Raw genomic sequence first — 13,669 nt, 5'->3', positions numbered from 1 at the left:
TAATCAGGCTCCTTGAGCATTGGGCGAGGTCTCTGCGGCCGGGTTGATCTCAGCGGCGGAGTGCTGCCCGCCCTTGCTGCCGCGGTTGCCGCTCCACGCATTGCGCAGCGCTTCGTGCCAACGCGGTCGTCTGCGCGGCGGGACATGGTCCACACCGCCCGGCGACCACGGGTTGCACCGCAGGATGCGCCAGGCGGTCAGGGCCGTGCCCTTGACCGCGCCGTGCCGGTCGATGGCCGTAAACCCGTAGTGGGAGCACGACGGGTAGTACCGGCAGACAGGTCCGAGCAACGGACTGATCGTCCACTGGTACAGCTTGATCAGAGCCAGCAGCGGGTACTTCATCGCGTGCCCCCTCCCAGCAGCCGCTGAAGCGCGGCATCCAGGTCTCGGGCCAGCTGTGCATGGTCGGCATCGCCTGCTCCGGGCAATGCCCGTACGACAACCAGGCTACCGGGGGGCAGCTCCGACAGACGGTCCCGGACAAGGTGGCGAAGCCTCCGCTTCACCACGTTGCGCACCACAGCATTGCCAACGGCTTTGCTGACGACGAAACCCGCACGCGGCTGGGGAACGCTCTCCCCAGGCGCGTGCGGGTCCGTTGCACCGCTACTGCGTAGGTGGACGACGAGGAGCGGGCGTCCGGCCCGGCGTCCTCGGCGTACCGCGGTCGCGAAGTCCTCGCGCCGCCTCAGCCGATTCTCGGTAGGCAGCACGTCATGACCTGTAGGTGATCAGGCGGAAAGGCGCGTGCGGCCCTTGGCACGGCGAGTCGCCAGGATGGCGCGACCGGCACGCGTCCGCATGCGAAGACGGAAACCGTGGGTCTTGGCGCGACGACGGTTGTTCGGCTGGAAGGTGCGCTTGCTCACTCGGGGGCTCCAGAAGTGGTGTGGTGGCGGGGCATCGCCTGGCTGTCACCGTGCGCCCACGAGGAAGCTCGCAACGCCCGTGTGCACCGCTTCACGATCACAGACCGTGATCTTTGCCCATCGGAGGCAGGCGGCAGCAGCCATCGACAACTCGACCTGGTCACGGTACGCGCGGCTACGCCATCCGGTCAAACCGACACCTTGTTGCCGGGCGACTGTGCACAGCCTGTGGACAACAACTTGAACCGTGCGATGCGCCACGACTACCGTGACTGAACTTGGATTCCTTTCCTGCCTGTCCTTCCATCCCGTCCCTAGAACCACACATTCGTGGGACCTGTGAGAGAGCGTGCCCTGTGGCTGACGTACCTGCCGATCTTGCCGCAGTGTGGCCGCGAGTGCTGGAGCACCTCCTCAAAGAGGGCCAGCAGGGCATCGAACCCAAGGACAAACAGTGGATCGAACGCTGCCAGCCGCTCGCGCTGGTCGCCGACACCGCACTGCTCGCCGTCCCCAATGAATGGGGCAAGCGCGTCCTCGAAGGCCGGCTCGCCCCCCTCATCAGCGAGACCCTGAGCCGCGAGTGCGGCCGTCCGATCCGGATCGCGATCACCGTCGACGACTCCGCGGGAGAGCCCGCCCCGCAGCAGCCCCCGCACGAGTCGTACGACAACTACGGACACCGGCCCCAGGCCGACGACCTGCCGACCGCCAGGCCCGCCTATCCCGACTACCGGCAGCCCCGCCACGAGCAGGGCGCCTGGCCCCGCCCGCAGGAGGACCACGGCTGGCAGCAGCCCCGGCTCGGCGGATTCCAGGAACGCGACCCGTACGCCTCGCGCCCCCCGCAGCACGACTACCGGCAGCAGCCGCCCGAGCACCAGCAGTACGAGCAGCCGCACTACGACCAGTCCCCGCGTCACGAGCGCCACGAGCGCCACGAGCGTGCAGAGCGCCCCGAACGCCGCGACCACCAGGACCAGCCCGCCCCGCACCGCGGCGGCCCCGGCTCCTCGATGATGTCCGCCGGCAGCGGCGCCCCCGGCCCCCTGGCCGCGCAGCCCTCGACGCCGGGCCCCGGCGAACCGCACGCCCGCCTCAACCCGAAGTACCTCTTCGACACCTTCGTCATCGGCTCGTCCAACCGCTTCGCGCACGCGGCCGCCGTGGCCGTCGCCGAGGCGCCGGCGAAGGCGTACAACCCGCTCTTCATCTACGGAGAGTCAGGACTCGGCAAGACGCACCTGCTGCACGCGATCGGGCACTACGCACGGAGCCTCTACCCCGGCACGCGCGTGCGCTACGTGAGCTCCGAGGAGTTCACCAACGAGTTCATCAACTCCATCCGCGACGGCAAGGGCGACGCCTTCCGCAAGCGCTACCGCGACGTGGACATCCTGCTCGTCGACGACATCCAGTTCCTCGCGAGCAAGGAGTCGACACAGGAGGAGTTCTTCCACACCTTCAACACGCTCCACAACGCCAACAAGCAGATCGTGCTGTCCTCGGACCGGCCGCCCAAGCAGCTGGTGACCCTGGAGGACCGGCTGCGCAACCGCTTCGAATGGGGCCTGACCACCGACGTACAGCCGCCCGAGCTGGAGACGCGCATCGCGATCCTCCGCAAGAAGGCGGTGCAGGAGCAGCTCAACGCACCGCCCGAGGTGCTTGAGTTCATCGCGTCCCGCATCTCGCGCAACATCCGCGAGCTGGAGGGCGCGCTGATCCGTGTGACGGCCTTCGCGTCGCTCAACCGGCAGCCCGTGGACCTCGGCCTCACCGAGATCGTGCTCAAGGACCTGATCCCCGGCGGCGAGGACGCGTCTCCCGAGATCACGGCGGGCGCCATCATGGCGTCCACCGCGGACTACTTCGGGCTGACCGTGGAGGACCTCTGCGGGTCGTCCCGCAGTCGCGTGCTGGTGACGGCCCGGCAGATCGCGATGTACCTGTGCCGGGAGCTGACAGACCTCTCACTGCCCAAGATCGGCGCACAGTTCGGCGGCCGCGACCACACGACCGTGATGCACGCCGACCGCAAGATCCGCGCGCTGATGGCGGAGCGACGCTCCATCTACAACCAGGTCACCGAGCTCACGAACCGCATCAAGAACGGCTGACCCGGCACCGGAAACACCGCCCGAAGGGCGCCCCGGGACGTACTCCCGGGGCGCCCTTCGGGGTTCCGCGACTCCACGGTGTTCGAACGCGTAGCCACCCGGCTCGGTTCTCCACAGAAGAGAGCAGGATGCGCTGTCCACACCCTGGGGACTTCCGAGTTGTCCAGATCGGGTCCACAGGCGCGATCCCTGGAGGTTCATCACTCCAGGTCAGGTGGTTGTGGATTTGTGGCCAACCTTCATCCACAGGCTGTGGACAGAGAAACTGTCCACAGGGACCACTCTTGGTTGTCCACCGGCAACCCACAGGCAGGACCATGTTGTGCACAGCTAATCCACACCGCTGTCCACTGTTCGGCAACGAAACACACGCTCTCACCGTGTCGAGTGAAAGCGGTCACACCAAGGGGCTGGGTTGGGCTGTGGGGAACGCGGGTAAAGCTGGGGACAGCACTGGGGAGAAGTGACCCCCGCCTGTGCATGGGGTGTGCAGAACTTTCGCGTGTCCACAGAACCCCTTGGTTTTCCACGGGGCCCGCCCACAGGGCCGGTGGACAAAAAAGTGGGCCTGACCTGTGGAAACAGGGTTATCCACCGTTTCCACAGGCCCTACTACTACTCCCACTTAGAGTTAGCTCGGAAATCGCTTGGAAGAAGGGCCTGTGCACAACTCGGGCTCGGAGCCGGCGACGCCTCTCGCCACGACTTGACCCCGAGCCGCACCGACTGTCGGTGCCGTGCGTCAGACTGGTTCCCGGCAACACAGCCAGACGACCCCAGACCACGACGGCCAGCAGGGCGAGCCAGCAACAAGCAGGAGGCGGTTCCGGTGAAGATCCGGGTTGAGCGCGATGTACTCGCGGAGGCGGTGGCCTGGACGGCTCGCAGCCTCCCGGCCCGTCCGCCGGTGCCCGTTCTCGCGGGCCTTCTTCTGAAGGCGGAGGAAGGCGCGCTGAGCCTCTCCGGCTTCGACTACGAGGTCTCGGCGCGGGTCTCGGTCGAGGCGGACGTGGAGGAGGACGGCACCGTTCTCGTCTCCGGCCGGCTCCTCGCCGACATCTGCCGCGCCCTGCCGAACCGGCCGGTGGAGATTTCCACAGACGGTGTACGGGCGACGGTGGTCTGCGGCTCCTCGCGGTTCACACTGCACACACTGCCTGTGGAGGAGTACCCGGCGCTGCCGCAGATGCCGACCGCGACCGGCACCGTTCCCGGTGAGGTCTTCGCCTCCGCCGCAGCCCAGGTGGCCATCGCCGCCGGCCGTGACGACACGCTGCCCGTCCTCACCGGCGTGCGCATCGAGATCGAGGGCGACACGGTCACCCTGGCCTCCACCGACCGCTACCGCTTCGCGGTCCGCGAGTTCCTGTGGAAGCCCGAGGACCCGGAGGCGTCCGCCGTCGCCCTGGTGCCCGCCAAGACCCTGCTGGACACCGCCAAGTCGCTGACCAGTGGTGACACGGTGACCATCGCGCTCTCCAGCTCGGGTGCCGGTGAGGGCCTGATCGGCTTCGAGGGTGCGGGCCGTCGGACGACGACGCGGCTGCTCGAAGGCGACCTGCCGAAGTACCGGACGCTCTTCCCGACCGAGTTCAACTCGATCGCCGTCATCGAGACCGCCCCGTTCGTCGAGGCCGTCAAGCGTGTGGCGCTGGTCGCCGAGCGCAACACCCCGGTCCGGCTCAGCTTCGAGCAGGGCGTGCTGATCCTCGAAGCGGGATCGAGCGACGACGCACAGGCTGTGGAGAGGGTCGACGCGAACCTCGACGGCGACGACATCTCGATCGCCTTCAACCCGACCTTCCTGCTGGACGGCCTGAGCGCGATCGATTCGCCGGTCGCCCAGCTCTCCTTCACGACGTCCACCAAGCCGGCGCTGCTCAGTGGCCGGCCCGCGGTGGATGCCGAGGCGAACGAGGCGTACAAGTACCTGATCATGCCGGTGCGGCTCTCGGGCTGAGGTCTTCACGGGCCGGGCGTAGGCTCGTTCCCGGGTAAGTATCGCCACGACGCTTAAGGAATCTCTGATGGAGCTCGGTCTCGTCGGCCTCGGCAAAATGGGCGGCAACATGCGGGAGCGCATCCGCCGCGCAGGCCACACCGTCATCGGTTACGACCGCAATCCGGACGTCGCCGATGTGCACAGCCTCGAGGAGCTTGTGGCCAAGCTCAAGGGTCCGCGGGTCGTGTGGGTGATGGTTCCGGCCGGTGCCGCGACCCAGTCCACCGTGGACGAGCTGGCCGAGCTGCTGGAGCCCGGCGACGTGGTCGTGGACGGCGGGAACTCGCGCTGGACGGACGACGAGAAGCACGCGGCGGAGCTGGGTCTCAAGGGCATCGGGTTCGTCGACTGCGGCGTCTCCGGTGGTGTCTGGGGTCTGGAGAACGGCTACGCGCTGATGTACGGCGGCGACGCCGAGAACGTGGCGAAGGTGCAGCCGATCTTCGACGCGCTGAAGCCGGAGGGCGACTTCGGTTCGGTGCACGCGGGCAAGGTCGGCGCCGGCCACTTCGCGAAGATGGTTCACAACGGCATCGAGTACGCCATGATGCAGGCGTACGCCGAGGGCTGGGAGCTGCTGGAGAAGGTCGACTCCGTCACGGACGTGCGCGAGGTCTTCCGGTCCTGGCAGGAGGGCACGGTCATCCGTTCCTGGCTGCTGGACCTGGCGGTCAACGCGCTGGACGACGACGAGCACCTGGAGAAGCTCCGCGGGTTCGCCGCGGACTCGGGTGAGGGCCGCTGGACGGTCGAGGCCGCGATCGACAACGCCGTGCCGCTGCCGGCGATCACCGCGTCGCTGTTCGCGCGGTTCGCGTCGCGTCAGGACGACTCTCCGCAGATGAAGATGATCGCTGCCCTGCGCAACCAGTTCGGTGGTCACGCGGTCGAGTCGAAGAAGTAGTTCAGAGCGGGGAGAAGGTCGGCGTACACCATGCATGTCACGCATCTGTCGCTGGCCGACTTCCGCTCGTACGCCCGGGTCGAAGTTCCTCTCGATCCGGGCGTCACTGTTTTTGTGGGGGCGAACGGGCAGGGCAAGACGAACCTGGTCGAGGCGGTCGGTTATCTCGCGACGCTCGGCAGTCACCGGGTGTCCTCGGACGCGCCGCTGGTGCGGACGGGTGCGGAGCGGGCTGTCATCCGGGCCGCGGTGACGCAGGGCGAGCGGCAGCAGCTGGTGGAGCTGGAGCTGAATCCGGGCCGGGCGAATCGTGCGCGTGTCAACAGGTCTTCGCAGGTCAGGCCGCGTGATGTGCTGGGGATCGTACGGACGGTGCTGTTCGCGCCGGAGGATCTGGCCCTGGTGAAGGGGGATCCGGGTGAGCGTCGGCGGTTCCTCGACGAGCTGATCACTGCGCGTTCGCCGCGGATGGCGGGGGTGCGGTCGGACTACGAGCGGGTGCTGAAGCAGCGGAACACGCTCTTGAAGTCGGCGGCGATGGCGCGCAGGCACGGCGGGCGTTCGATGGACATGTCGACGCTGGATGTGTGGGACCAGCATCTGGGTCAGGTCGGTGCGGAGCTGCTGGCGCAGCGGCTGGATCTGATCGCGACGCTGCAGCCGCTGGCGGACAAGGCGTACGAGCAGCTGGCGCCGGGCGGGGGGCCGGTGCTGTTGGAGTACCGGAGTTCGGTCGGTGAGGGTGTCGGGGCGGCGCGGTCGCGTGAGGAGCTGTACGGGCAGCTGATCGAGGCGCTGGCGGGTGCGCGGAAGCAGGAGATCGAGCGGGGTGTGACGTTGGTGGGTCCGCATCGGGACGATCTGGTGCTGAAGCTGGGGCAGCTGCCGGCGAAGGGTTATGCGAGTCATGGCGAGTCGTGGTCGTACGCGTTGTCGTTGCGGCTCGCTTCGTACGACTTGTTGCGGTCCGAGGGCAATGAGCCGGTGCTGGTGCTCGACGATGTTTTCGCGGAGCTGGACGCGCGGCGCCGGGAGCGGCTGGCGGAGCTGGTTGCGCCGGGTGAGCAGGTGCTGGTGACGGCCGCGGTGGACGACGATGTGCCGGGGGTGCTGGCGGGCGCGCGGTGTGTGGTGGCCGGTGGCGAGGTGGTGCGGGTATGACGGGTGCGGGTGGGGAGTTTCCGCGGCAGCCGAAGGTGCCCGAGCCGTCCGGGGTGGATCTGGCGCGGGTGGCGTTGCGGGCGGCGAAGGAGCAGGCGCGGGCCCGGGGTGCGGCGGCGCAGCAGAGGACGCAGGCCAGGCGTGGTGGTGGGTTGCGGTCGGGGTCGGGGGCGGACGGCCGTGATCCGTTGGCGTTGGGTGCGGCGCTGGACCGGTTGAAGACGGAGCGCGGCTGGGAGATGCCGATGGCGGTCGGCGGGGTGATGGGGCGGTGGCCGGAGATCGTGGGCGGGGATCTGGCGAATCACTGTGTGCCGCAGCGTTATGACGAGGACGAGCGGGTTCTCACGGTGCAGTGCGATTCGACGGCGTGGGCGACGCAGTTGCGGCTCATGCAGCGGGAGTTGCTGACGCGGCTGAACAAGGATCTGGGCCGGGACACGGTGCGGATGATCAAGATCTGGGGGCCGGGTGGTCCGCCGCGTCGTTTCGGTGCTCTGCGGGCTCCGGGGAGTACGGGTCCGGGGGACACGTACGGCTGAGAAGTGGGTGTACGCGTGAGGTGTCGCTCACGGTGGGAGGTGCTTGACAGCTGGAAGCGCTGAATGCCCGTGTGAGCCTCTTGGAGCCCCTTCCCGGATATGGGGAGTCGGACGGCGCCGGTTCAGGTCGGCACATGGGGACTCAGGTACCGGCAAACCCCCATGAGTGTCTGCGCTACCGGTAGACTGGTAAAGAATCCCGCCCGCGTGCGGGACACGTCGACTTATACAGAACGACGCAGCCGGTCCCGTTTGTCGCGGTTTCGGCTCGTGCTGTGCCAGAAAGGGCGCTTCGTGGCCGATTCCGGCGACCCCAACGAGAACATTCCGTCCACTGCTGTCGCGGGCGGCGAGGATGCCGTCTCGGCGGCCTACGACGCCAGCGCGATTACCGTGCTCGAGGGCCTGGACGCGGTCCGCAAGCGGCCCGGTATGTACATCGGCTCGACCGGTGAGCGTGGTCTTCATCACCTTGTGCAGGAGGTCGTCGACAACTCGGTCGACGAGGCTCTGGCCGGGCATGCGGACATGATCGACGTCACGATCCTGCCGGACGGCGGGGTGCGTGTGATCGACAACGGCCGTGGTATCCCGGTGGACATCGTGCCGTCCGAGAACAAGCCGGCCGTCGAGGTCGTGCTGACCGTCCTGCACGCGGGCGGCAAGTTCGGCGGTGGCGGCTATGCCGTCTCCGGCGGTCTGCACGGTGTCGGCGTTTCTGTCGTGAACGCGCTGTCGACGAGGGTGGCCGTCGAGGTCAGGCGTGACGGCTACCGCTGGACGCAGGACTACAAGCTCGGTGTGCCGACGGCGCCGCTGGCCCGGAACGAGGCCACGGAGGAGACCGGCACTACAGTCACTTTCTGGGCCGATCCGGACATTTTTGAGACGACGGACTACTCCTTCGAGACGCTGTCGCGGCGCTTCCAGGAGATGGCGTTCCTCAACAAGGGCCTGACGCTGAAGCTCACCGACGAGCGGGAGTCCGCGAAGGCGGTGTCCGGGGCGGACACGGCCGACGGTACGGACGACGACCAGGCGCTTTCGGTCATGTACCACTACGAGGACGGCATCGTCGACTTCGTGAAGTACCTGAATTCGCGCAAGGGTGAGCTGATCCACCCGACCGTCATCGACGTCGAGGCCGAGGACAAGGAGCGCATGCTCTCGGTCGAGATCGCGATGCAGTGGAACTCGCAGTACACGGAGGGTGTGTACTCCTTCGCGAACACGATCCACACCCATGAGGGCGGTACGCACGAGGAGGGCTTCCGTGCGGCGATGACGGGTCTGGTGAACCGTTACGCGCGCGAGAAGAAGTTCCTGCGCGAGAAGGACGACAACCTCGCCGGTGAGGACATCCGCGAGGGTCTGACGGCGATCATCTCGGTGAAGCTGGGCGAGCCGCAGTTCGAGGGGCAGACGAAGACCAAGCTGGGCAACACGGAGGCGAAGACCTTCGTGCAGAAGGTCGTGCACGAGCACCTCAACGACTGGTTCGACCGCAACCCGAACGAGGCCGCGGACATCATCCGCAAGGCGATCCAGGCGGCCACGGCGCGGGTCGCGGCCCGCAAGGCGCGCGATCTGACGCGTCGCAAGGGCCTGCTGGAGTCGGCGTCGCTGCCGGGCAAGCTCAGTGACTGCCAGTCGAACGACCCGACGAAGTGCGAGATCTTCATCGTCGAGGGTGACTCGGCCGGTGGTTCGGCGAAGTCGGGCCGTAACCCGATGTACCAGGCCATCCTGCCGATCCGCGGCAAGATCCTGAACGTCGAGAAGGCGCGGATCGACAAGATTCTTCAGAACACCGAGGTGCAGGCGCTGATCTCGGCGTTCGGCACGGGTGTGCACGAGGACTTCGACATCGAGAAGCTCCGCTATCACAAGATCATTCTGATGGCGGACGCCGACGTCGACGGTCAGCACATCAACACGCTGCTGCTGACGTTCCTGTTCCGCTTCATGCGGCCGCTGGTCGAGGCGGGGCACGTGTACCTGTCGCGCCCGCCGCTGTTCAAGATCAAGTGGGGTCGGGACGACTTCGAGTACGCGTACTCGGACCGTGAGCGCGACGCGCTCGTCGAGCTCGGCAAGCAGAACGGCAAGCGGGTGCGGGACGACTCGATCCAGCGCTTCAAGGGTCTCGGCGAGATGAACGCCGAGGAGCTGCGCATCACCACGATGGACGTGGACCACCGGGTTCTCGGCCAGGTGACCCTGGACGACGCGGCGCAGGCCGACGACCTGTTCTCGGTGCTGATGGGTGAGGACGTCGAGGCGCGGCGCTCGTTCATCCAGCGCAACGCCAAGGACGTCCGCTTCCTCGACATCTGAGTCGGCCGTGCAAGCCACCAGCCGCAGCTCGAAAGGACTTTGACCAGCAATGGCCGACGAGAACACCCCCGCCCCCGTGACGCCCGAAGAGGTGCCGCCCGTCGAGGGCGTGGGCATGCGTGTCGAGCCCGTGGGGCTCGAGACGGAGATGCAGCGTTCGTACCTCGACTACGCGATGTCCGTCATCGTGTCGCGTGCGCTGCCCGACGTGCGGGACGGTCTCAAGCCCGTGCACCGCCGTGTGCTGTACGCGATGTACGACGGCGGTTACCGGCCCGAGAAGGGCTTCTACAAATGCGCCCGTGTCGTCGGTGACGTCATGGGTACGTACCACCCGCACGGCGACTCCTCGATCTACGACGCCCTGGTGCGCCTGGCGCAGCACTGGTCGATGCGCATGCCGCTGGTGGACTCCAACGGCAACTTCGGTTCTCCGGGCAACGACCCGGCCGCGGCGATGCGGTACACCGAGTGCAAGATGATGCCGCTGGCCATGGAGATGGTCCGCGACATCGACGAGGAGACCGTCGACTTCCAGGACAACTACGACGGCCGCAACCAGGAGCCGACGGTCCTGCCGGCGCGCTTCCCGAACCTGCTGATCAACGGTTCGGCGGGTATCGCGGTCGGTATGGCCACCAACATCCCGCCGCACAACCTGCGGGAGGTGGCGGCCGGTGCGCAGTGGTTCCTGGAGAACCCGGAGGCGGGCCACGAGGAGCTCCTGGACGCGCTGATGGAGCGCATCAAGGGCCCCGACTTCCCGACCGGTGCGCTGGTGGTGGGCCGCAAGGGCATCGAGGAGGCGTACCGGACGGGCCGCGGCTCGATCACGATGCGCGCGGTGGTGGCGGTCGAGGAGATCCAGAACCGCCAGTGCCTGGTGGTGACGGAGCTTCCGTACCAGACCAACCCGGACAACCTGGCGCAGAAGATCGCCGACCTGGTGAAGGACGGCAAGGTCGGCGGCATCGCGGACGTCCGTGACGAGACCTCGTCGCGTACGGGTCAGCGCCTGGTCATCGTGCTGAAGCGGGACGCGGTCGCGAAGGTCGTCCTGAACAACCTGTACAAGCACACCGACCTCCAGACGAACTTCGGCGCGAACATGCTGGCGCTCGTCGACGGCGTGCCGCGCACGCTGTCGCTGGACGCGTTCATCCGGCACTGGGTGACGCACCAGATCGAGGTCATCGTCCGGCGTACGCGCTTCCGTCTGCGCAAGGCGGAGGAGCGGGCGCACATCCTGCGCGGTCTGCTCAAGGCGCTGGACTCGATCGACGAGGTCATCGCGCTGATCCGGCGCAGCCAGACCGTGGATGTGGCGCGCGAGGGCCTGATGGGCCTGCTGTCGATCGACGAGATCCAGGCGAACGCGATCCTGGAGATGCAGCTGCGCCGGCTGGCGGCGCTGGAGCGTCAGAAGATCGTCGCGGAGCACGACGAGCTCCAGGCGAAGATCAACGAGTACAACGCGATCCTCTCCTCGCCGGAGCGTCAGCGGCAGATCATCAGTGAGGAACTGGCGGCGATCGTCGACAAGTTCGGTGACGACCGGCGTTCCAAGCTGGTGCCCTTCGACGGTGACATGTCCATCGAGGACCTGATCGCCGAGGAGGACATCGTCGTCACGATCACGCGTGGCGGCTATGTGAAGCGTACGAAGACGGACGACTACCGGTCGCAGAAGCGCGGCGGCAAGGGCGTGCGCGGTGCGAAGCTGAAGGAGGACGACATCGTCGACCACTTCTTCGTGTCGACGACGCACCACTGGCTGCTGTTCTTCACGAACAAGGGCCGGGTGTACCGGGCGAAGGCGTACGAGCTGCCCGACGCCGGCCGGGACGCGCGCGGTCAGCATGTCGCGAACCTGCTCGCTTTCCAGCCGGACGAGCAGATCGCGCAGATCCTGGCGATCCGTGACTACGACGCGGCGCCGTATCTGATCCTGGCCACCAAGGGCGGCCTGGTGAAGAAGACGCCGCTGAAGGACTACGACTCGCCGCGTTCGGGCGGTGTCATCGCGATCAATCTGCGGGAGACCGCGGACGGCGGTGACGACGAGCTGATCGGCGCGGAGCTGGTGTCGGCCGAGGACGATCTCCTGCTGGTCAGCAAGAAGGCGCAGTCGATCCGGTTCACGGCGACCGACGAGGCGTTGCGGCCGATGGGGCGTGCGACTTCCGGGGTGAAGGGCATGAGTTTCCGCGAAGGGGACGAACTGCTCTCGATGAATGTGGTGCGGGCCGGTACGTTCGTCTTCACTGCCACCGATGGCGGGTACGCGAAGCGGACCCCCGTCGACGAGTACCGAGTTCAGGGTCGTGGCGGCCTGGGTATCAAGGCCGCCAAGATCGTGGAGGACCGGGGCTCGCTGGTCGGCGCGCTGGTGGTCGAGGAGACGGACGAGATCCTCGCCATCACGCTCGGCGGTGGTGTGATTCGTACGCGAGTCAACGAAGTCAGGGAGACGGGCCGTGACACCATGGGCGTCCAACTGATCAACCTGGGCAAGCGCGATGCCGTCGTCGGTATCGCGCGCAACGCCGAGGCCGGTCGTGAGGCTGAAGAGGTCGAGGGTCCCGAAGGGGCCGATGTCGATGCGGCCGATGTCGACGGGGCCGAAGGCGTCGCGGCCGGGGTTGCCGAATCCGTCGAGGGCGCTGTGCCCTCATCCGCCGAGGGCGCTGCGCCTTCGGCCGGGCAGCACGAGGAGTAAAGCGTGAGTGGAGCCACGGGCGCCGGAGCGGCCGCTTCCGAATCTGGGGCACCCGGTGACCGTGGCTCTGCCACGGACTCCGAGGGGGGGACTGTGACTGATACGCGGGGGCCTCAGCCTCAGGGGTACGACGGGCGCGCGAGCGGGCCGTTGCCCGGTGAGCGTGAGCCGCAGGGCCGGGCGGCGCAGCCGTATCACCCGCCGCAGGCGTATCCGTCGCCCGAGGGCGGCGCCGCGCAGCGCGCCGGGCAGCAGCCGGGTGTCGCCGCGGTGCGTCTGCCGCGGACCGGGGCGCGTACGACGCCGCGTACGCGCAAGGCGAGGCTGCGAGTGGCCAAGGCCGACCCGTGGTCGGTGATGAAGGTGAGCTTCCTGCTGTCCATCGCGTTGGGCATCTGCACGGTGGTGGCCGCCGCGGTGCTGTGGATGGTCATGGACGCGATGGGCGTCTTCTCCACGGTGGGCGGGACGATCAGCGAGGCGACGGGCTCCAACGAGAGCAACGGCTTCGACCTGCAGTCCTTCCTTTCGCTGCCGCGCGTGCTGATCTTCACGTCGGTCATCGCGATGATCGACGTGGTGCTCGCCACGGCGCTCGCGACGCTGGGTGCGTTCATCTACAACCTGTCGGCGGGCTTCGTCGGCGGCGTCGAGCTGACGCTCGCCGAGGACGAGTAGGCGGGCGGCGGAACCGATTTTGGTACTGCCCCCGAGGTGCGCTAATCTTCAGGGGCAGCGCGGGGCTATAGCTCAGTTGGTTAGAGCGCATCCCTGATAAGGATGAGGCCACAGGTTCAAATCCTGTTAGCCCCACCGCGGACCTGAAAAGGTCGAAGGCCCGGCGGATCGAGAGATCCGCCGGGCCTTCTGCGTTCCACCCGACCGAGTCGTAATGACGTGTACGCGTCGGGGTGGTGCGGGGGTGGATGGACTGCTGTGTGCCACGCCTCAGTGGGGTGGGAACTAGGTCACCGATCGATATCGGTCGGTGTGTATAGTCGGGCGCCAGAAG

The 13,669-nt window shown here is 67.4% G+C and carries 11 protein-coding genes and 1 tRNA gene; 9 read left to right on the top strand and 3 right to left on the bottom strand.

Annotated features, from left to right (window positions below):
- Positions 1–3: 3 nt before the first annotated feature.
- The 3 genes from yidD to rpmH are packed head-to-tail and all read right to left on the bottom strand — an operon-like array spanning position 4 to position 872.
- The gene (yidD, locus tag ABD374_RS16665; protein ID WP_344495928.1) at positions 4–345 is read right to left on the bottom strand and encodes a membrane protein insertion efficiency factor YidD; all 342 of its coding nucleotides are present in this window, start codon (positions 343–345) and stop codon (positions 4–6) included.
- Positions 342–716, bottom strand: a complete 375-nt coding sequence (gene rnpA, locus ABD374_RS16660) for a ribonuclease P protein component (RefSeq protein WP_344495927.1) — start codon at positions 714–716, stop codon at positions 342–344. The genes yidD and rnpA overlap by 4 nt, the downstream gene beginning before the upstream one ends.
- Before the next feature lie 18 nt (positions 717–734).
- Positions 735–872, bottom strand: a complete 138-nt coding sequence (gene rpmH, locus ABD374_RS16655) for a 50S ribosomal protein L34 (protein ID WP_019707372.1) — start codon at positions 870–872, stop codon at positions 735–737.
- A 356-nt stretch (positions 873–1,228) separates the two neighbouring features.
- On the opposite strand from rpmH, the gene dnaA reads away from it, so the two are divergent.
- The 9 genes from dnaA to ABD374_RS16610 all read left to right on the top strand — a co-directional run bounded on the left by dnaA (position 1,229) and on the right by ABD374_RS16610 (position 13,470).
- Positions 1,229–2,992 (top strand): chromosomal replication initiator protein DnaA, encoded by a 1,764-nt coding sequence (gene dnaA, locus ABD374_RS16650; protein ID WP_344495926.1) that lies wholly within the window; start codon positions 1,229–1,231, stop codon positions 2,990–2,992.
- Positions 2,993–3,821: 829 nt separating this feature from the next.
- Positions 3,822–4,952, top strand: a complete 1,131-nt coding sequence (gene dnaN, locus ABD374_RS16645) for a DNA polymerase III subunit beta (protein ID WP_344495925.1) — start codon at positions 3,822–3,824, stop codon at positions 4,950–4,952.
- Positions 4,953–5,019: 67 nt separating this feature from the next.
- Positions 5,020–5,898 carry a phosphogluconate dehydrogenase (NAD(+)-dependent, decarboxylating) gene (gene gnd, locus ABD374_RS16640; protein ID WP_344495924.1) on the top strand — a complete coding sequence of 293 codons (879 nt, stop codon included), beginning with the start codon at positions 5,020–5,022 and terminating at the stop codon, positions 5,896–5,898.
- Positions 5,899–5,928: 30 nt separating this feature from the next.
- Complete coding sequence (recF, locus tag ABD374_RS16635; protein ID WP_344495922.1) at positions 5,929–7,059, top strand: DNA replication/repair protein RecF; 1,131 nt, start codon at positions 5,929–5,931, stop codon at positions 7,057–7,059.
- On the top strand, positions 7,056–7,601 hold the full coding sequence (locus ABD374_RS16630; RefSeq protein WP_344495920.1) for a DciA family protein: 546 nt from the start codon (positions 7,056–7,058) through the stop codon (positions 7,599–7,601). Before recF ends, ABD374_RS16630 begins: the two co-directional genes overlap by 4 nt.
- A 270-nt stretch (positions 7,602–7,871) precedes the next feature.
- Complete coding sequence (gene gyrB, locus ABD374_RS16625) at positions 7,872–9,938, top strand: DNA topoisomerase (ATP-hydrolyzing) subunit B (RefSeq protein WP_344495918.1); 2,067 nt, start codon at positions 7,872–7,874, stop codon at positions 9,936–9,938.
- A 49-nt stretch (positions 9,939–9,987) separates the two neighbouring features.
- On the top strand, positions 9,988–12,657 hold the full coding sequence (gene gyrA, locus ABD374_RS16620; protein WP_344495916.1) for a DNA gyrase subunit A: 2,670 nt from the start codon (positions 9,988–9,990) through the stop codon (positions 12,655–12,657).
- A 93-nt stretch (positions 12,658–12,750) separates the two neighbouring features.
- Positions 12,751–13,335 carry a DUF3566 domain-containing protein gene (locus tag ABD374_RS16615; RefSeq protein ID WP_344495914.1) on the top strand — a complete coding sequence of 195 codons (585 nt, stop codon included), beginning with the start codon at positions 12,751–12,753 and terminating at the stop codon, positions 13,333–13,335.
- 61 nt (positions 13,336–13,396) lie between these two features.
- Positions 13,397–13,470: transfer RNA gene (locus tag ABD374_RS16610), tRNA-Ile, on the top strand.
- Positions 13,471–13,669: the final 199 nt, after the last annotated feature.

Origin of the sequence: Streptomyces enissocaesilis, assembly GCF_039533765.1 — a bacterium.
GTDB lineage: Bacteria > Actinomycetota > Actinomycetes > Streptomycetales > Streptomycetaceae > Streptomyces > Streptomyces enissocaesilis.
The sequence above is the reverse complement of the archived record's forward strand: the minus strand, read 5'-3'. Positions and strand labels throughout refer to the sequence as shown.